Consider the following 18,023-nt stretch of genomic DNA (forward strand, 5'->3'; position numbering starts at 1 on the left):
TGGAGGTATGCGCGATGTGCTGCCCCAGCTGATCGACCGGGTCCGAAAAGGCCCGGTGGTGCTGGCCCGGGTGGTCGCGGTCACCGGGGCCGGACCGCGAGAGATCGGTGCGGCCATGGTCGTGACCGGCTCGGGCGAGGTGATCGGTTCGCTCTCGGGTGGCTGTGTCGAAGCGGCGGTGGTGGAATCCGCGCGCGGCGTGCTTGCCGACGGCGAGGCGGTGCTCGAGCGCTTCGGCATCGCCGATCCGGACGGATTTGCTGTCGGTTTGACGTGCGGCGGCGAGATGGAAATCTGCCTCGAACGCGTCGATGCCGCCCGGCTCCCGGAATTGCGGGCACTGGATCGAGAGATCCGCGCCGGGCGAGCGGTCGCACTGGCGACGACGCTCACCGCGAACCCGTCATGGCTGCTCGTGCACCCGGCCGAGCGTGCCGTCGCGCAATCGGAGGCCGGTGCGCGGGGAATGGTCGACGGCGGTGCGGCACCCGATGGCGAGGTGCGAGCGGTATCCGGCGGCGGCGCACTGGTGAGCCGCGATGCGCTGAATATGGCGCGCGCCGGGCGAACCGGAATCATCGGGTCCGACGAATGCGCGGACAGCGCCTTCCCCCCGCGCTCCTTCGTACAGAGTTTCGGCCCGCCCGCGCGCATGATCCTGGCCGGTGCGAATGATTTCGTGCGCGCCCTGAGCCGCCTCGGCGCGCAGCTCGGATATCGCGTCACGGTCGTCGACGCCCGCGAAACCTTCACCACCGCAACGCGATTCCCCGCCGCGCACGAGGTGGTGGTGGATTGGCCGCACCGCTATCTGCGCGGCGAATACGCGAGCGGCCGGATCGACGATCGCACCGTGGTGTGCGTGCTCACCCACGACAGCAAATTCGATGTCCCGATGCTCGCCGAGGCGCTGAGCATCGAGCGCATCGCGTTCATCGGTGCGCTGGGTTCGCGCCGCACCCATGCCGATCGAGTGGAACGTCTGCTGGCGGCGGGCGTTGCGCCGGAACAGCTCCGGCGGCTGCGCAGCCCGCTCGGCCTGGATTTGAACGCCTCCACACCGGACGAGACCGCCGTTTCCATTGCGGCGCAACTCATTGCCGAGTCCGGACGCGCCTCGGGCCGCCCGCTCGATGAGACGGACGGCCCGATTCACTACTGATCGCGGTCGATTCCCGCACCGGCGCACGATGTTTCAGCTCAGTGCGACCAGCGCGGTAGCGCCCAGGAAGATCACCTGCACCACCGCCCGCAGCGGCAGCGGCATGGTCTGCACCCCGACATCCTCCCGGGCGGCGCGCACATTCGCCGGAAACATGATGAGCAGCAGCAGCAATAGCGCCACGGCCGCGATCCGCGGGAAGGGCGGCAGCAGCAGTCCCACCGCGCCCGCGATCTCGAGCACGCCGGTGAGCGTGACCATGGCGGCGGCATTGGGGAACACCGCCGGAACCATGGCGATCAGGCCGTCCCGCTTGGGCTGAATGAAATGCGCGCTCGCGGTGAGCGCGAACATGGCGGCCAATCCCAGCGCCGTGCTGTGCGGCCAGGAATCGAGCCAGGCATTGCCGGTGAGCCGGCCGAGCAGTCGGGTGAGTGCGGTGACGACGGCGAGTACGAGCAAGGGGGCCATCGGGTTCTCCTGCGTTTCGAGCAATCTTGACAGTGGAAAGATTAGATCCGCCCGAGGAACTTGTCAATGGCAAGATTGCCGGTCATGATGGGGACATGGCGAAGACCAGTTATCACCACGGCGACCTGCGGGCCACCCTGCTGGCCGCGGCCGCCGAACAGATCGCCGCCGACGGCGTCGACGCGATCTCCCTGCGCAGCCTGGCCCGGCGCGCGGAGGTCTCCCACGCGGCCCCCGCGCACCACTTCGGCGATCGGGCCGGATTGCTCACCGCACTGGCCATCGAGGGCTTCAAATTGCTCACCGCGGAGTTGAACGCGGCCGACGGCGATTTCCGCGCCGCCGCCATCGCCTACGTGCGCTTCGCACTCCGGCATCCCGGCCACTTCGACGTCATGTACCGCCGCGATCTACTGCACGCCGATGATGAGCGACTTGTACAGGCGCGCAATCGATCCGGGGCCGCCCTGCGCGCCGGAGCGGCCGCCAACCAACCCGATCCCGGCGAACAGCCGCAGCTGGCGACCCAGCTCGCAGCATGGTCGATGGTGCACGGTTTCGCCGTACTGTGGCGCGAGGGCGCACTGGAGCAGTCACCGCTCAATTTCGAACCCGATCCGGAAGCTCTGGCCCGCAGCATGATCGCCACGGTCCGATTCGACTGACCGAAGCCGGGCATGGGGCCGGCACCCGGTGGGCCCGGGTGTCCGGAGCTCGGCCGGTAGGCTCTTGACCGGTAAGTGGTGGTGCTATCAGGAGGCGGTCATCGAAGAGCGGACGGTCGCGGCGACGGAGTCGGCGCGCATTCTCGGCAGAATTCTTCCCGACGGTATCGCCGCGGCCGAACTGACGGCGTACCCCGAGGACCTGAAGGCCCATCCCGCCGAAGAGCATCTGATCGCCCGGGCCGTGGAGAAGCGGCGGCGCGATTTCATCGGCGCGCGGCATTGCGCCCGGCAGGCATTGACCCAACTCGGTGAGCCCGCGGTCGCCATCGGCAAGGGCGAGGACGGCGGCCCGCAGTGGCCGCGCGGTGTCGTCGGCAGTATCACCCACTGTGACGGCTACAAGGCCGCGGCGCTGGCGCACAAGCTGCGCTTCCGGTCCGTCGGCATCGATGCCGAACCGCATGCGGCGCTGCCCGACGGTGTACTCGAGTCGGTCAGCCTGGCTCCCGAACGCGACTGGCTCAAAGCCGTATTGCCCGGCACCGGACTGCATTTGGATCGTTTGCTGTTCTGCGCCAAGGAGGCCACCTACAAGGCGTGGCGTCCGCTCACCGGCATCTGGCTGGGTTTCGAGGACGCGCACATCACCTTCACCGTCGATGAGGAATCCGCGGGCACGGGTGCGGGCACCTTCCATACCGAACTGCTGATTCCGGGCCTGGCCATCGATGGCGGCGCACCACTGAAGAGCTTCGACGGCCGCTGGCTGATCTCGGACGGCCTGATCCTGACCGCGATCGTGGAGGCCTGATGAGCGAGAAGCGCACCCCGGTCGTCGACGCCCTCGGCGGGCTGGTGATCGTGGATAAGGAACAGGGCTGGACCAGTCACGATGTGGTCGCCAAGAGCCGGGGGATATTGCGCACCAAGAAGGTCGGGCATGCGGGCACCCTGGATCCGATGGCCACCGGCGTGCTGGTGCTCGGGGTCGAGCGCGCCACCAAACTGCTCGGACAGCTGATCCTGACCACCAAGGCGTACACGGCCACGATTCGACTCGGCCAGTCCACCATCACCGATGACGCCGAGGGCGAGGTCACCGCGACCACCTCCGCCGCGCAGCTGACCGATGCCGAAATCGCCTCGGGCGTAGCCGAATTGACCGGCGATATCCAGCAGGTGCCCGCCACGGTCAGCGCCATCAAGATCAACGGCGAGCGCGCCTACGCCCGCGCCCGGGCCGGTGAGGATGTGCAGCTGGCCGCCCGCCCCGTCACCGTCAGCCGCTTCGACATCCTGGAGCGTCGCGATATCGACACCGGCACCGAACAATTCGTGGATCTCGATGTCGAGGTCGAATGCACCTCCGGCACCTACATTCGCGCACTGGCCCGCGACCTCGGCGAAAAGCTCGGCGTCGGAGGCCATCTCACCGCATTGCGCCGCACCCGGGTCGGTCCGTTCACCCTCGAACACGCCCGCACCCTGGAAGCGCTGCAGGCCGCCGCCTCGGCGGGCGATCCACTGCTGAGCCTCGATATCGACGAGGCCGCGCGCGCCGCCTTCCCGATCCGCGAGATCACCGACACCCAGGCCGATGACCTCCGCAACGGCCGCTGGCTCGATCCGGCGGGCATCCAAGGTGTCTATGCCGCAATCGATTCCACCGGTCACGCCATCGCCCTGCTGAAGGAGAGCGGTAAGCGCGCCTCCTCGGTCATGGTCATCCGCCCCGCGAATCTCTAAGAGGCTTGGGCCGCAAGCGGTTCCAGTGCCCCCAGCAGCGCGCCGACGCACAGATCGCGCAGCACCGGCCGGGGGCAGGACGGGTTCTCCAGCCATTCCACGGTGAGGACCCGCACGAAGGTCAGCCAGCTCATGATGACCGCCGAGAACAGTTGGCGCGGTTGCCCTTCCACACCCAGCACATCGAGCATCCGTTCGCGCAGCGTGGCCAGCTCGCCGGTGATGATGGCCTGGATGGCCGGATCGCCGATCAGTAGGCGGTTGGCCACCACCACGGTCTTGGCATTGGCTTCGAAGTAGTCGAAATGCACATCCAGCCCCGCCGCGATCTGGTCGGCCAGGGGAATGTCCGGGTCCAGGCTGGTATCGACCAGCAGCTGTTCCGCCGCCTGCTGGTACACGGCCGCGAAAAGCTCTGGCTTACTGGGGAAGTGGCGGTAGAGCAGCGCCCTGGAGATGCCCGCCGCGTTCGCCACGTCCTCCATGTGCACGGTCGGGTAGTCGTGCGTGGCGAACAATCGCGCGGCGCTGTCGATGAGCTGGCGGCGGCGTTCGTCGGGGGAGAGGCGGCGGCGGGTCACGGGATCAGCTTAGTTGACGCGTGTCTACTAGCGTTCTAGCCTCTCTTAGTAGACGTGCGTCAACTAAGCGGGAATCTTTGGGAACCAACTCGATTCGGGAGGATCGAATGACCGCAGCACTCAAATGGCTGAGCCTGCTCATGGGCTACGCCTGTGTCGCCATCGGGATTTTCCATATCGTGGCCGGTATCGACGGCATCCCGGATATGGGATCGGACGGGGCCACCGCGGACAGCCAGACCAGATTCTTCGGGGCGATCTTCCTCGGCTACGGCCTGGCCTGGCTGTGGGCGGCCCGCCGCGATCCGATCGACACCACCGCCATCCGCTGGCTCGCCGGAATCTTCGCCCTCGGCGCGTTCGGCCGGGTGGTCTCCATCGCGGTGCACGGCTGGCCGCACTGGTTCCAGCTGGTGCTGACCGCCATCGAGGTGGCGCTGCCGCCGGTGTGGTTCTGGCTGGCCGCCGGGCAGGATCGCACCTCGAATCAGCCTGTGGGACAACCGGGGTGATCTTCCCGGTAACGCGCGGCCACCCCGGGCGACACCTGCGCGGCCTACAGTGCACTGGTGGTGGAATTGCGGCAGTTGCGGTACTTCGTGGCGGTAGCGGAAGAATTGCACTTCCGCCGGGCCGCGGAGCGGCTGTTCATCTCCACCCCCACGCTGAGTCAGCAGATTCGCGCCATCGAGCGTGAAGTGGGTGGGCCGCTGCTGATCAGGGGATCGCAGGGGGTCGAATTGACCGCCGCCGGTGAGGTACTGCTGAAGACGGCGCGGAACGTGCTGGACGCCGCCGAAACAGCCTTGCGCGAAACACGGCAGGTGGCCGATCCCGAGCGCGCGGTCTTCCGGCTCGGGGTGGTGAACGGCGCGCCGGCCTGGCTGCCCGCCCGCATCGAGGCGCTGCTCAAGGCACGGCAGCCGGGCGCGCGGGTGGTGCTCACCGGCGGGCCGAGCGCCGATCAGGTGCGACTGCTCGATCGCGAGGATGTCGATCTCGCGGTGCTGCGCATGCCGATTCGGCTGCCGGATCATCTCACCAGCACCTGTATCGCGGCCGAGGAGCTCGGCATCGTGATGTCCCGCGAGCATCCCCTGGCCGGCCGCGACACCATCGAACCGGCGCATCTGAGCGATCAGGAATTGATCATGTTCGCCCGCGATACCGCACCCGAACTGCACGATTCCATGCTCGCCCAATTGCGGGAACGCGGTGCGGCCATCGCCCTCAGCGAGAGCGCCATGAGCCACGCGCAAATGCTGTCGCTGCTCCCGATGCGCCCCGCCGCCATCGGCCTGGGCTCGTCCCGCACCGCCTCCGCGCCCGGATTGGTGTGGCGCCCACTGCAACCGCGCCCCCTGGTGGTGAACTACGTGGCCGCCTGGCGTCCCGCCGCCCGCAATTCCGCCCTGCACACCGTCGCCGAAGCGCTCACCGGCGGTATCCGATTCGCACCCTGACCGCCGCCGTTAGCCCGGCGCTAACCCGGCTTCGGGGCCGCGACATGGACGGGCGCTGTCAAGGCCGGTTGGCTGAATGGCATGACACACAAGGGATTCGAGAACGAGATCGGCCGCGCGGTAGTCATCGGCGGCGGTTCGGGTATGGGCCTGGCGATCGCCGACGCACTGCTGGCGGCGGGCGCGGAGGTGACGATCGTTGGCCGCTCGGCCGAGCGCCTCGCCGACGCGGTGCGCGAGTTGGGCGACGGAAAACTGAACGCGATCGCCGCGAACGTGGGTGATGAGGAACAGGTCGAACGGCTCTTCGACACCATCGGCGCGGTCGATCATGTGATCACCACCGCCGGTGACACCACCGGAACCTACGGCCCCATCAAGGATTTCGACTTCACCAACGGCCGCGGTTTCATCGAGACCAAACTGATCGGCTCCATGCTGCTGGCCAAACACGCCCGCATCACCCCGGGCGGATCACTCACCTTCACCTCGGGAATCGCCGCCTACCGTCCCGCGTCCGGCGGTGCCATGGTGGCGGCGGTCAACGCGGCCCTGGCAGGTCTGGCCCGGGCCCTCGCGGTGGAACTCGCCCCGACCCGCGTCAACGCGGTCTCCCCGGGCTGGGTGCGCACCGGCATCTGGGACAAGATGCCCTGGGACGATCGGGAGGACCGCCTGCGCGCCATGGCCGACCGGCTTCCCGCGGGCCGCCTGGGTGCCCCGGAAGACATTGCGCAGGCGGCGCTTTCGCTACTGCGCAACCCCTTCATCACCGGCACCGTCCTGCACGTCGACGGCGGTCACCGACTGGTCTAGTTCTCGTGGGTGAGCCAAATCGCCTCGGCCGCAATGCTGCCGAGATCGATGGTGCGATCGTCCACCCGCACCGCGATGGTTCCGGCGAAGTCCCGCCGCTCCACCACCGCGATCGGCGTATCGAGGGCGATGCCGAGCGAATCGAAGTAGCGCAGCATCGCCGGATCCGAATCCGAGATGCGCGCGACCCGCCCGGTCTCGCCAGCGCCGAAATCGCTCAGCTGCCGGGCGGGCGGGGTCGGCACCGCACCGTCCACCGAGGGGATGGGATCGCCGTGCGGATCCCGGTCCGGATAACCGAGTTTGGCGTCGATGCGCAGCATCAGCGTTTCGGAGACGGCGTGCTCGAGCACCTCCGCCTCATCGTGGACTTCATCCCAGCCGTAGCCGAGTTCATTGACGAGGAATGTCTCGATGAGCCGATGCCGGCGCACCATGGCAATGGCGGCGCGGCGGCCGTCCTCGGTCAGGGTGATGGCGCCGTAGCGGGCGTGTTCCACCAATCCCTGATCGGCGAGCTTGCGGACGGCTTCGGAGACGGTCGAGGCCGACACTCCGATCCGTTCGGCCAGCAGTTTGGTCGACACCTTCTCCTGGGGCGACCATTCCTGCGCGGTCCAGATCACCTTCAAATAGTCCTGCGCGACGGAGGACAGAACCGGCGCGACACTGGTCGCGACGGCGGTGGAGGTACCGGTGGGTTCGGACGGATCGGCCAGCTCGCGGCGCGTGGCGATGTCTCGTTTTCCGGGCACGTCACCGAGCTTAGGCACAGCCGCAGCGGTTTCCCACATCGGCGCGCACGCTGGTCGGCAAGGCCGCGCGGCACAGGTTACGGGCGGCTGCGCGCGGGTGAACGGGTGATGACGAGCACGCTCGCCGCTGTGAAGATCCGCACGGCCGAATATTGTCCGAGACGCGCTTTCAGTAGGCTTCCGGTGTGCAGAGATGGCGAAGCCTCGACGAGATGCCCGCGGAGTGGGGCCGGTGCGTGCTCACGATCGGGGTGTTCGACGGCGTCCACCGCGGTCACGCCCAGCTCATCAGCCGTGCGGTGAAATCCGCTGCGGTGCGCGGTGTTCCGTCGGTCCTGATGACCTTCGATCCGCATCCGCTCGAGGTGGTGCGGCCCGGTGCGCATCCGGCGCAGCTGTCCACGCTGAACCGTCGTGCGGAGCTGGTGGAGGAACTCGGCATCGACGTCTTCCTGGTCATGCCGTTCACCAAAGATTTCATGAAGCTCACGCCCGAGGAATACGTGCAGGAGTTGCTCGTCGACAAACTGCACGTCTCCGAGGTCGTCGTCGGCGATAACTTCACCTTCGGCAAACAGGCCGCGGGCACCGTGGACACCATGCGGGAACTGGGCGCGCGCTTCGGTTTCGAGGTCGACGGCGTGCAATTGCTCGGCGAGCACGCGGTCACCTTCTCCTCGACCTATATTCGCGCCTGCCTGTCCTCGGGTGATGTGGCCGCGGCCGCCGAAGCCCTGGGCCGCCCGCATCGGGTGGAGGGCGTGGTCGTGCACGGTGACGCCCGCGGTCGCGCGCTCGGCTTCCCGACCGCCAATGTGGCACCCGTCCCGCGCGGTGCGATTCCCGCCGACGGCGTCTACGCCGGATGGTTCACCGCCCTGGACGACCCCGATCAAGTGCGCCGCATGGCGGCCATCTCGGTGGGCACCAATCCGACCTTCGAGGACGGCCGTTCCCGCACGGTCGAACCGCATATCCTCGATTTCGACGGCGATCTCTACGATAAGCACGTCGCGGTGGATTTCGTCGAACAGCTGCGCGGAATGCGCAAATTCGACTCCATCGAGGAACTGGTCGAGGCCATCGGCCGCGATGTCGACCAGGCCCGCAAAGTGCTCACCGCCCAGAGCGTCGATTAGCCCCGATTAACAGTCCAGGTCAGCGGTCCGGTAACCTCATCCGCTGGGTTTGCTGCGGTCCGCGGCAGCGCCCGACCGGGCTCGCCCGGGACTTTTCGCGCGGACTGGAAATTCAGGAGCAATGCTGTGGCTTTGACCACCGAGCAGAAGAAGGCCATTCTGGCCGAGTACGGCCTGCACCCGACCGACACCGGTTCTCCGGAGGCTCAGATCGCGATGCTGTCCAAGCGCATCGCCGATCTCACCGAGCACCTGAAGGTGCACAAGCACGATCACCACACCCGCCACGGTCTGCTCGCGCTGATCGGTCGCCGTCGTCGCCTGTCGAAGTACCTGCAGGCCAACGACATCAACCGTTACCGTTCGCTGATCGAGCGTCTGGGCCTGCGTCGCTGATTTTGCTGACGCGTCGTCGCGCACTCGCGCGACACAACACGACTGCCGCAGGCAGTTGACGAACCGGCCGACGGGGAGGCATAGAATCTCCTCGTTGGCCTTTCGTGCATCCGGTGAACGCCGCCGTGTGCACGCCAACATGAGCCGTATGCATCCGTCGCGTGGCGTCGGTCTTCGGTAGTGGCTTTTCGGGGCGCAGCAAGAGGAGATACACCGCGCGCCGGAGGGCTTCGATCGATGACCGCCTCCGCGTCGCCGTCTCCAAGGGGAGATGGCCGGATGTGCGCCCGGAGACCAGGAGGGTCCTCGTGCGCCCGTGCCGGGTACGACTCGCCCCGTCAAGGGGACAAAACAGCTGGATCGCGTCATGCCCATCGGGGCGGTGGCGCTGGTATCCGGCGAAGACGAGAGGTTGAGAGAAGAGAATGACCGAAACATTGACCAGTTCCGCCGCCGAGGTCGAGCCCGGCGTATTCGAGTCCGTCGCGCTGATCGACAACGGCGCCTACGGCACCCGCACCATCCGTTTCGAGACCGGCCGCCTCGCCAAGCAGGCCGCCGGTTCGGTCGTCGCCTACCTGGACGACGAGACCATGCTGCTGTCGGCGACCACCGCCGGTAAGCACCCCAAGGACCAGTTCGACTTCTTCCCGCTGACGGTGGACGTCGAGGAGCGCATGTACGCCGCGGGCCGCATCCCCGGCTCGTTCTTCCGTCGTGAGGGCCGTCCCTCCACCGACGCCATCCTGACCTGCCGCCTGATCGACCGGCCGCTGCGCCCGTCCTTCGTCGACGGTCTGCGCAATGAGATCCAGGTCGTCGTGACCGTCATGTCGCTGGATCCCAAGGATCTGTACGACGTGGTCGCCATCAACGCGGCGTCGGCGTCGACTCAGCTTGCGGGCCTGCCCTTCTCGGGTCCGGTCGCCGGTGTGCGCGTTGCCCTGATCGGTGATCAGTGGGTCGCGTTCCCGACCGTCGAGCAGCTCGAGGGCGCCGTATTCGACATGGTCGTCGCGGGCCGCGTCGTCGAGGGTGACGTCGCGATCATGATGGTCGAGGCCGAGGCCACCGACAAGGTGCTCGCCCTCATCGCGGACGGCGCCACCGCGCCCACCGAAACCGTTGTGGCACAGGGCCTCGAGGCCGCCAAGCCGTTCATCGCCCGGCTGTGCAAGGCGCAGTCCGACCTCGCCGCGCTGGCCGCCAAGGAGACCGCGGAGTACCCGGTCTTCCTGCCGTACCAGTCCGATGTGTTCGAGGCCGTGCTGGGCACCGCCAAGGAGGAGCTGAACGAGGCGCTCTCCATCGCGGGCAAGCATGAGCGCGAGGACAAGATCGACGAGATCAAGCTGGCCGTGCTGTCCAGCCTGGCCGAGACCTTCGAGGGCCGCGAGAAGGAGATCGGCGCGGCGTTCCGCTCGGTCACCAAGAAGCTTGTGCGCCAGCGCATCCTGACCGACGGCTTCCGCATCGACGGTCGTGGTCTGGCCGATATCCGCGCCCTGTCCGCCGAGGTCGCGGTCGTCCCGCGCGCCCACGGTTCGGCGCTGTTCGAGCGTGGCGAGACCCAGATCCTGGGTGTCACCACCCTGGACATGGTCAAGATGGCGCAGCAGGTCGACTCGCTCGGCCCGGAGACCTCCAAGCGCTACATGCACCACTACAACTTCCCGCCGTACTCCACCGGTGAGACCGGTCGCGTGGGCTCGCCCAAGCGTCGCGAGATCGGCCACGGCGCGCTCGCCGAGCGCGCCCTGATGCCGGTGCTGCCGTCGCAGGAAGAGTTCCCGTACGCCATCCGTCAGGTGTCGGAAGCGTTGTCCTCCAACGGTTCCACCTCGATGGGCTCGGTCTGCGCCTCGACCCTGTCGCTGCTGAACGCCGGTGTGCCGCTCAAGGCCCCCGTCGCCGGTATCGCCATGGGCCTGGTGTCCGACACCATCAAGAACGACAAGGGTCAGGACGAGGTCCGCTACGTCGCGCTGACCGACATCCTCGGCGCCGAAGACGCCTTCGGTGATATGGACTTCAAGGTCGCCGGTACCCCCGAGTTCGTGACGGCGCTGCAGCTGGACACCAAGCTCGACGGCATCCCGTCGCAGGTGCTGGCCGGTGCGCTGAACCAGGCTCGCGATGCCCGTATGACCATCCTGGATGTCATGGCCGAGGCCATCAACATCCCGGACGAGATGAGCCCGTACGCCCCGCGCGTCACCGCCATCAAGATCCCGGTCGACAAGATCGGCGAGGTCATCGGACCCAAGGGCAAGGTGATCAACCAGATCACCGAGGAGACCGGCGCCAACATCTCGATCGAAGATGACGGCACCGTCTACGTCGGTGCGACCAACGGCCCTGCGGCGCAGGCGGCGATCGATCAGATCAACGCCATCGCGAACCCGCAGCTGCCGAAGGTCGGCGAGCGCTTCCTGGGCACGGTCGTCAAGACCACCGCCTTCGGCGCGTTCGTCTCGCTGCTGCCGGGTCGTGACGGCCTGGTGCACATCTCCAAGCTGGGTAACGGCAAGCGCGTGGCGAAGGTCGAGGACGTGGTGAACGTCGGCGACAAGATCCGCGTCGAGATCGCCGATATCGACAACCGCGGCAAGATCTCCCTCGTCCCGGTCGACGAGGATTCGGCGGACAGCGCGGACAGCGCTGTCGCCGAAACCGTCGCGGCCGAGTGATTGTCGTACGTCTGACGTAAAGTGCGGTGGCCCCTTGCTCCGATAATGGAGTGGGGGGCCACCAATCTTTGAACTACACAAGCTCTTCGAGGCACGAACCGCGGGTTGGGAAGCATGGGTCGGAAGAAGGACACTCCACTGTCGGCTAAGAGTTCTGCACTGGTCCGCTCCACCAACGAGGTGCCGTACGCCGATACCGGTGTGCGCCGGACGGTGCTGCCCGGCGGGCTACGGGTCGTCACCGAACATGTACCCGGCGTGCGTTCGGCCTCCATCGGCGTATGGGTCGGCGTCGGCTCGCGCGATGAGGGCTCGACGGTCGCCGGTGCGGCGCATTTCCTGGAGCATCTGCTCTTCAAGGCCACGCCCACCCGGTCCGCGCTCGATATCGCGCAGGCCATGGATGCCGTTGGCGGCGAACTGAATGCGTTCACCGCCAAGGAACAGACCTGCTACTACGCGCATGTGCTGGACGAGGATCTGCCCATGGCGGTCGATCTGGTCTCGGATGTGGTGTTGAACGGTCTGTGCCGGGCCGAGGATGTCGCCGTCGAGCGGCAGGTCGTGCTCGAAGAGATCTTCATGCGCGATGACGATCCCGAGGATATGGTCGGCGACGCCTTCCTGACCGCGCTGTTCGGCGATCATCCGATCGGCCGCCCGGTGATCGGCAGCGTCGAGACCATCGAGGGGATGAACGCGCCGCAGCTGCGCTCGTTCCATCAGCGCCGGTACCGCCCGGACCGCATGGTGGTCGCGGTGGCGGGCAATATCGAACACGAGCACACGGTCGAGCTGGTGCATCGCGCCTTCGCCAACCGTCTCGATCCGGCGTGTGAACCCGCACCGCGCCGCGAGGGCAAATTCCGCCCGCGCGCCACTCCCGAACTCATGCGCATCTATCGCGAGAGCGAACAGGCGCACCTGGTATTCGGCACCCGCGCCTTCGGTCGCCACGAGGGCGATAAGCGCTGGCCGCTGTCCATCCTCAACACGGTGCTGGGCGGTGGCCTGAGTTCGCGTCTGTTCCAGCGTATTCGAGAGGAACGCGGCCTGGCGTACTCGGTGTACTCCAGCGTCGACACCTTCGCCGATACCGGCGCTTTCTCGGTCTACCTCGGCTGCCAGCCCGAAAACCTCGGCCAGGTCACGAATCTGGCTCGCGGCGTGCTGGAAGAGGTTGCCGCCGAAGGCATCACCGATGCCGAATGCGCCCGCGCCAAGGGCTCCCTGCGCGGCGGCCTGGTACTGGGCCTGGAGGACTCCGGCTCCCGCATGAACCGCATCGGCCGCAGCGAACTCAGCTACGGCAACCACCGCAGCGTCTCCGAAACCCTGGCCCGCATAGACGAAGTCACCACCGACGAGGTCTCCCGCATAGCCGCCAAACTCCTCTCCCGCCCCTTCGCCGCCTCGGTAGCCGGCCCCTACCGCCGCACCCGAGACCTCCCCGCCCCGGTCCGCCGCCTGGTCGACTGAACCACCCCTCAACCGCAAGCCCCCCACTTGCCAGGTGGCCTTCAACGTTCGCCTCCCGGCGGCATGTCGCCTTCGCTTTCCGGTGGCATGCCTGCGTCGCTCTCCTGGTGGCTTGTTCGCGGCGCTTTCCGGATCACATATCCGTGTCGCCTTCCGGGCGGCAGTCGGCGTCGGCATTCAGGCGGCAGTTGGCATCGCCTTCCCCCGTCATCCCGGCGTGCTTTTGGCCGGGATCCACACCCGCTGGGCTCCAGCGGGTTCCATGGACCCCAGCCGAACGCGTGCCGGGCGGGCCGGCGCGATAGCGGCTTGTGAGGTCGGCTGCCCGCAGGGCGGAATTGCGGCAGACTGGCTCGGGTGACGACTCTCAGCAAAGGGGCCAATGTGCCCGTGGCCGCCAATGCCGTTCGAGCCGTACTGGCGTGGTCGGGCGGGCCGGGGGTGCCTGCCGTCGATGCCTCCGCGCTGCTGCTCACCGCTGCGGGCAAGGTGCGCGACGATGTGGATTTCGTGTTCTACAACCAGCCGGGGCATCCGAGTGGGGCGGTGCGGCATCTCGGTAAGCGCGGGGATTTCGATGCGCTGGAGGTGAATTTGGCCGGGGTGCAGCCGGATATCGAGCGGATCGCATTGTGTGCGTCGGCCGATGGCGGAACCTTCGGGCAGGTGCCGGGGCTGCATCTGCGGGTGGTGGACGCCGCCACCGAGGCCGAGATCGCGCGCTTCGATATCGCGGCCGGACCCGAGACCGCCATGCTGTGCGGGGAGTTGTATCGGCGGAGCGGGGCGTGGAAGTTCCGGGCTGTCGGGCAAGGCTGGTCCAGCGGATTGGCGGGGCTGGCAACCGATTTCGGGATCACCGTGGATGATGACGCGTCGGCGCAGCCCGCGCCCGCGCCGTACTCACCGCAACCCGCCGCCTACGCTCCGCCGCCCGCGCCGCAGTCTCCCGCCTACGCTCCGCCGCCCGCGCCGCAGTCTCCCGCGTACGCTCCGCCGCCGCCCGTGCCGCAGGGATCGCATATGCCGCCCCCGCCGTCGTATCCCGGTGCGCCGCAACCCGCTTCGTATACACCGCCGCCCGCGGCCCACCAGCCCCCGCCGCCTCCGGCGTACCAGCCGCCCCCGGCTCCGGGATATCAGCCCGCGCCGCAGCAGTTCGCGCAGCCCGGTGGTCAGCCCGCGATTCGGCTGACCAAGGGGGAGGAGCAACTGCCGGTCGATATGCGAAAGCGGTTGTCGCTGCGCAAGGAACAGGTCGCGGTGAGCCTGGCCAAGCATGGTGTGCAGCAGTTGAACGCGCGGGTGATCCTGGTGCTCGATGCCTCCGGATCGATGACGCCGCTGTACGACAAGCAGCTGGTGCACCGGGTGGTGGAGCGGATGGCTGCGGTCGCGGCGCAACTCGATGACAATGGCGCGATGCAGGCGTGGACCTTCGCCAGTAATCCGGCGCGGCTGCCGGATCTCACCATCGCCGATATGCCGCAGTGGATTTCGCTGCATGTGCGCTGCGGTCAGCTGTCGCTGTTCGGCGGGCGCAAACGCGGTCGCACGCTCCAGCCGGGTCAGGTCGATATGAAAGCCGTCGGCATTCAGAACGAGGAGCAGAAGGTCATCGCGGAGGTGCGCAACTATGTGCGCGCCGAACCGCAGCACGGCCCGACGCTGGTGCTGTTCTTCTCCGACGGCGGCGTGTACAAGAACCGCGAAATCGAACAGGAGCTGCGGGCCGCGGTCGAGGAGCCGATCTTCTGGCAGTTCGTGGGCCTGGGCACCCGCTCCGGATACGGCGTGCTGGAGCGCCTGGACACCATGGCGGGCCGCCGCGTCGACAATGTGGGCTTCTTCGCCGTGGACGATATCGACCAGATCACCGATCCGGAACTCTACGATCGCCTGCTCACCGAATTCCCGGCGTGGATCAACGCGGCCACCGGGGCGGGCATTCTGCGCTGAAAACCCGCCGCCGCGTAGCAACTCGCGTCGGCGGGCGAGTCGCGCGCCCGGAAACGAGTGGTCCGCTACTCAGGCCGTACGGTCCGTACGGGAGCAGGCTGGGCACATGGTGACCTGACGGCTCGAAGGGGGGGGGGGGGGGACACCATGTTCCGATCGAGTGGACCGGCATCCGATATTCCGGCGATGCTCTCGCTGCTCGGCGCGCTGCGCGACCGCACGTCCATGGCGGAGCTGGAACGCGTCGTCTGGCTGGCGGACGCGGACGGCGACCAGCAGGCCCGCGCGGCGGAGCTGCTGGTCTGGGTGTCACGCGGCAACCAGCTGGAGCGCGTGCGCCGGATCATGTACGAGCATCCGGACGCCCGCGTGCGCCTGGCCGCCATCGACGCGTGCGTCTTCGCCTCGGGCGATGACCCGCGCATGCTCGGCGGCCTGCGCGAACTGGCCCGCGTCCAGGAGTGCCTGTCGGCGCGGCCACTCTGACCGCGCCGCTACGACCTCAGACGTCGCGTCGCATGACGGTGCGCGGCCAGCGATCCAGACCGAGTTCGGCCTCGCGCGCCCGAATCTTGCGCAGGCCCGGGGTGAGCTCCGCGTCATCCACGATGTGGAAGCCCAGGCGTTCGTAATACGGTGCGTTCCACGGCACTTCGATGAACGTGGTGAGCGTGAGCGCGGTCAGCCCCTGGGCGCGGGCGTGGTCGGCGGCCCGGTCGATCAGGGTCGCCCCGATGCCCCGCCGTGCCGCCTGCGGATGCACCGAGAGCTGGTCGATGTGTTCGGTCCCGTCGACTTCCTCGCTGATCAGGTAGGCGATCGGGATGTCGCGGTCATCGTCGACGGCGACCCAGGCCCGGCCGTCGCGGCGATATTCGTCGAGTACTTCTATCGAGGGTGGGTCGTCATCGGCGATCTCGATCATGCCGACGGTCCGGAATGGTTCTCCGGCCGCGTCTTCGATGTCCTGCAGGATCGGGAGGTCGTCGGTCGTGGCCGCACGAATGCGCATCCGCCGACGCTAGCGCACCGGGCGGTTCCCGGTCACTCGGTTAGCCGGTTCGCCGCCCCGAGGACGGCGTCGAGCAGTCCGGGCAGCGCGGTTTCGATGTCCTCGGTGCGCAGTCGCTGACAGGTCTGGCCGTCGATAATGAGGCGTTCGGTGAGCCCGGCCTCGCGCAGGATTTTGAAGTGGTGCGCGGCGGTGGACTTGCTGACCACCTCGTAGAGCGCGCTGCAGCGCACCGGTTCGCCACCGGCATTGCCGAGCCGGCGCAGCATTTCGAGGCGGACCGGGTCCTGTAGCGCGCCCAGCACCGCGGGCAGCGGGGCCACGGGGAGCATCGCGTCGGTGTCGGTCATGAGCTACCTCACTCGATAAGTGGTTTGACGTTCATCGAACCAGGAGTAGGGTCAGGTTCGATAAGAATCAAACTTACCTGATGGAGGGTTCGATGGCAGCGGTAGTGACGGTTGCGACTCGAGCCGAGCAGAGCGGCCAGAAATGGGCCTACGCGCTCATCCTCGCGGCCAGCGGTGTAGCGCTCGGCGTCTCGGGAGCGCCCGCACCGCTCTACGGCATGTATCAGCAGGCGTGGAATTTCTCGCCGCTGACGACCACCTTCGTCTTCGCCGTCTACGCCGTCGCGGCCCTGGTCGCGGTGCTGGTATCCGGTCGCATCTCCGATGTGGTGGGCCGAAAGCCGGTGCTGCTCGGCGCGTTCGGCATCATGATCGCGGGCCTGGTGGTCTTCCTGTTCGCCGACAATGTGGCCATGCTGCTGGTGGCGCGCGCCCTGCACGGTTTCGCGGTCGGCGCGACCGTGGTGGCCGGTGCCGCGGCGCTGCTGGATATGCGGCCGAAGGAGGGTGCGCGGTCGGGCCAGCTGTCCGGTGTGGCCTTCAATGTCGGTATGGCAGTGGCGATTCTGGGTTCCGCGCTGCTGGCGCAGTACGCCCCGTACCCGCTGCGCACCCCGTACGTGGTGATCACGCTGGCCTGCCTCGCCATCGGCGCGGGCGTGCTGGCCCTGCGCGAACCGCATACCGCGCGCACCGCAGGACGCATCACCATCGCCAAGCCCGCTGTGCCGCAGGAGATTCGAAGCGATTTCTGGTTCTCCGCGCTCGGTGTGATGGCGGCCTGGTCGGTGCTCGGCGTGCTGCTGTCGCTGTACCCCTCGTTGGCCTCGGCCAAGACCGGTATCCACAATCTGGTGTTCGGCGGCGCGGTGGTGGCGTCCACGGCCACCGCCGGCGCGGCCGCACAGTACTTCGCGACCAATATCACCGCCCGTCGTGCGGCGATCATCGGCGATATCGGAATGGCCGTCACCCTGCTGCTGACCATTCCGGCCCTGGCCACCCACAACTGGGTGCTGGTGCTGGTGGCCGGTTTCGCCCTCGGCGCGACCTTCGGCCTGGGCTTCGGCGGCTCACTGCGCCACCTGTCCAATGTGGTGCCGCAGCACAAGCGCGGTGAGACCATGTCCGCCTACTACCTGCTCGCCTACACCGCCATGGCGCTGCCGACCGTGGTCGCGGGCTGGGCCGCCACCACCTGGGGTCTGACCACCGTCTTCCCCTGGTTCGTGGTCGCGGTCTCGCTGGCCTGCCTGGGTGCGGCGGGACTGGGCCTGCGGCGACAGGCCGCCTGATTCGTCAGCGCCCGAACAGCTCTCGGCCCGTCCGGCGACCT

At 67.7% G+C, this 18,023-nt stretch carries 19 protein-coding genes; 14 read left to right on the forward strand and 5 right to left on the reverse strand.

The genetic code is table 11. The features are described from left to right. Window positions 1–7: 7 nt before the first annotated feature. On the forward strand, window positions 8–1,162 hold the full coding sequence (locus AB0L82_RS04595; RefSeq protein WP_364630964.1) for an XdhC family protein: 1,155 nt from the start codon (window positions 8–10) through the stop codon (window positions 1,160–1,162). 33 nt (window positions 1,163–1,195) lie between these two features. Here AB0L82_RS04595 and AB0L82_RS04600 read toward each other — a convergent pair whose 3' ends face one another. Then, the gene (locus AB0L82_RS04600) at window positions 1,196–1,633 is read right to left on the reverse strand and encodes a DoxX family protein (RefSeq protein WP_364630967.1); all 438 of its coding nucleotides are present in this window, start codon (window positions 1,631–1,633) and stop codon (window positions 1,196–1,198) included. Between the two features lie 95 nt (window positions 1,634–1,728). Here AB0L82_RS04600 and AB0L82_RS04605 point away from each other — a divergent pair, with 95 nt between their 5' ends. The 3 genes from AB0L82_RS04605 (at window position 1,729) to truB (ending at window position 4,047) form a co-directional block, all read left to right on the forward strand. Then, window positions 1,729–2,298 carry a TetR-like C-terminal domain-containing protein gene (locus AB0L82_RS04605; RefSeq protein ID WP_364630970.1) on the forward strand — a complete coding sequence of 190 codons (570 nt, stop codon included), beginning with the start codon at window positions 1,729–1,731 and terminating at the stop codon, window positions 2,296–2,298. Window positions 2,299–2,437: 139 nt separating this feature from the next. Then, a complete protein-coding gene (gene npt / locus AB0L82_RS04610; protein WP_364632774.1) occupies window positions 2,438–3,112 on the forward strand; it encodes a 4'-phosphopantetheinyl transferase Npt in 675 nt (224 codons plus the stop codon). Beyond that, window positions 3,112–4,047, forward strand: a complete 936-nt coding sequence (truB, locus tag AB0L82_RS04615) for a tRNA pseudouridine(55) synthase TruB (RefSeq protein ID WP_364630973.1) — start codon at window positions 3,112–3,114, stop codon at window positions 4,045–4,047. Before npt ends, truB begins: the two co-directional genes overlap by 1 nt. Here truB and AB0L82_RS04620 read toward each other — a convergent pair. Then, window positions 4,044–4,628 (reverse strand): TetR/AcrR family transcriptional regulator, encoded by a 585-nt coding sequence (locus AB0L82_RS04620; protein ID WP_364630976.1) that lies wholly within the window; start codon window positions 4,626–4,628, stop codon window positions 4,044–4,046. The two genes, truB and AB0L82_RS04620, sit on opposite strands and share 4 nt — an antisense overlap. A gap of 107 nt (window positions 4,629–4,735) precedes the next feature. Between AB0L82_RS04620 and AB0L82_RS04625 the strand changes: the two genes are divergently transcribed. The 3 genes from AB0L82_RS04625 to AB0L82_RS04635 all read left to right on the forward strand — a co-directional run bounded on the left by AB0L82_RS04625 (window position 4,736) and on the right by AB0L82_RS04635 (window position 6,907). Further along, window positions 4,736–5,140, forward strand: coding sequence for a DUF4345 domain-containing protein (locus AB0L82_RS04625; RefSeq protein ID WP_364630979.1), 405 nt, complete (start codon window positions 4,736–4,738; stop codon window positions 5,138–5,140). A gap of 57 nt (window positions 5,141–5,197) precedes the next feature. Further along, window positions 5,198–6,091 (forward strand): LysR substrate-binding domain-containing protein, encoded by an 894-nt coding sequence (locus tag AB0L82_RS04630; protein ID WP_364630982.1) that lies wholly within the window; start codon window positions 5,198–5,200, stop codon window positions 6,089–6,091. An 81-nt stretch (window positions 6,092–6,172) separates the two neighbouring features. Beyond that, the gene (locus AB0L82_RS04635) at window positions 6,173–6,907 is read left to right on the forward strand and encodes an SDR family oxidoreductase (protein ID WP_364630986.1); all 735 of its coding nucleotides are present in this window, start codon (window positions 6,173–6,175) and stop codon (window positions 6,905–6,907) included. Here the strand turns inward: AB0L82_RS04635 and AB0L82_RS04640 are convergent. Continuing rightward, a complete protein-coding gene (locus AB0L82_RS04640) occupies window positions 6,904–7,662 on the reverse strand; it encodes a metal-dependent transcriptional regulator (protein ID WP_364630989.1) in 759 nt (252 codons plus the stop codon). The genes AB0L82_RS04635 and AB0L82_RS04640 overlap by 4 nt on opposite strands. A 185-nt stretch (window positions 7,663–7,847) precedes the next feature. Here AB0L82_RS04640 and AB0L82_RS04645 point away from each other — a divergent pair, with 185 nt between their 5' ends. From AB0L82_RS04645 to AB0L82_RS04670, 6 genes are all read left to right on the forward strand, one after another. After that, window positions 7,848–8,801 carry a bifunctional riboflavin kinase/FAD synthetase gene (locus AB0L82_RS04645; protein ID WP_364630992.1) on the forward strand — a complete coding sequence of 318 codons (954 nt, stop codon included), beginning with the start codon at window positions 7,848–7,850 and terminating at the stop codon, window positions 8,799–8,801. 126 nt (window positions 8,802–8,927) lie between these two features. After that, window positions 8,928–9,197 carry a 30S ribosomal protein S15 gene (gene rpsO / locus AB0L82_RS04650; RefSeq protein WP_309231729.1) on the forward strand — a complete coding sequence of 90 codons (270 nt, stop codon included), beginning with the start codon at window positions 8,928–8,930 and terminating at the stop codon, window positions 9,195–9,197. Window positions 9,198–9,622: 425 nt separating this feature from the next. Then, window positions 9,623–11,887 carry a polyribonucleotide nucleotidyltransferase gene (locus AB0L82_RS04655; protein ID WP_364630997.1) on the forward strand — a complete coding sequence of 755 codons (2,265 nt, stop codon included), beginning with the start codon at window positions 9,623–9,625 and terminating at the stop codon, window positions 11,885–11,887. A gap of 114 nt (window positions 11,888–12,001) precedes the next feature. Then, a complete protein-coding gene (locus AB0L82_RS04660) occupies window positions 12,002–13,366 on the forward strand; it encodes a pitrilysin family protein (protein WP_364631000.1) in 1,365 nt (454 codons plus the stop codon). 357 nt (window positions 13,367–13,723) lie between these two features. Continuing rightward, window positions 13,724–15,325, forward strand: coding sequence for a VWA domain-containing protein (locus AB0L82_RS04665; protein ID WP_364631003.1), 1,602 nt, complete (start codon window positions 13,724–13,726; stop codon window positions 15,323–15,325). Window positions 15,326–15,472: 147 nt separating this feature from the next. Next, a complete protein-coding gene (locus AB0L82_RS04670; RefSeq protein ID WP_364631006.1) occupies window positions 15,473–15,811 on the forward strand; it encodes a hypothetical protein in 339 nt (112 codons plus the stop codon). 16 nt (window positions 15,812–15,827) lie between these two features. Here the strand turns inward: AB0L82_RS04670 and AB0L82_RS04675 are convergent, their stop codons facing one another. Both AB0L82_RS04675 and AB0L82_RS04680 read right to left on the reverse strand, forming a co-directional pair. Next, complete coding sequence (locus AB0L82_RS04675) at window positions 15,828–16,337, reverse strand: GNAT family N-acetyltransferase (protein WP_364631009.1); 510 nt, start codon at window positions 16,335–16,337, stop codon at window positions 15,828–15,830. Window positions 16,338–16,369: 32 nt separating this feature from the next. Next, window positions 16,370–16,687 (reverse strand): helix-turn-helix transcriptional regulator, encoded by a 318-nt coding sequence (locus AB0L82_RS04680; protein WP_364631012.1) that lies wholly within the window; start codon window positions 16,685–16,687, stop codon window positions 16,370–16,372. A gap of 92 nt (window positions 16,688–16,779) precedes the next feature. Between AB0L82_RS04680 and AB0L82_RS04685 the strand changes: the two genes are divergently transcribed. Continuing rightward, complete coding sequence (locus tag AB0L82_RS04685; protein ID WP_364631015.1) at window positions 16,780–17,982, forward strand: MFS transporter; 1,203 nt, start codon at window positions 16,780–16,782, stop codon at window positions 17,980–17,982. Window positions 17,983–18,023 lie beyond the last annotated feature (41 nt).

This window comes from Nocardia sp. NPDC052001, assembly GCF_040680615.1.
Taxonomy (GTDB): Bacteria; Actinomycetota; Actinomycetes; order Mycobacteriales; family Mycobacteriaceae; genus Nocardia.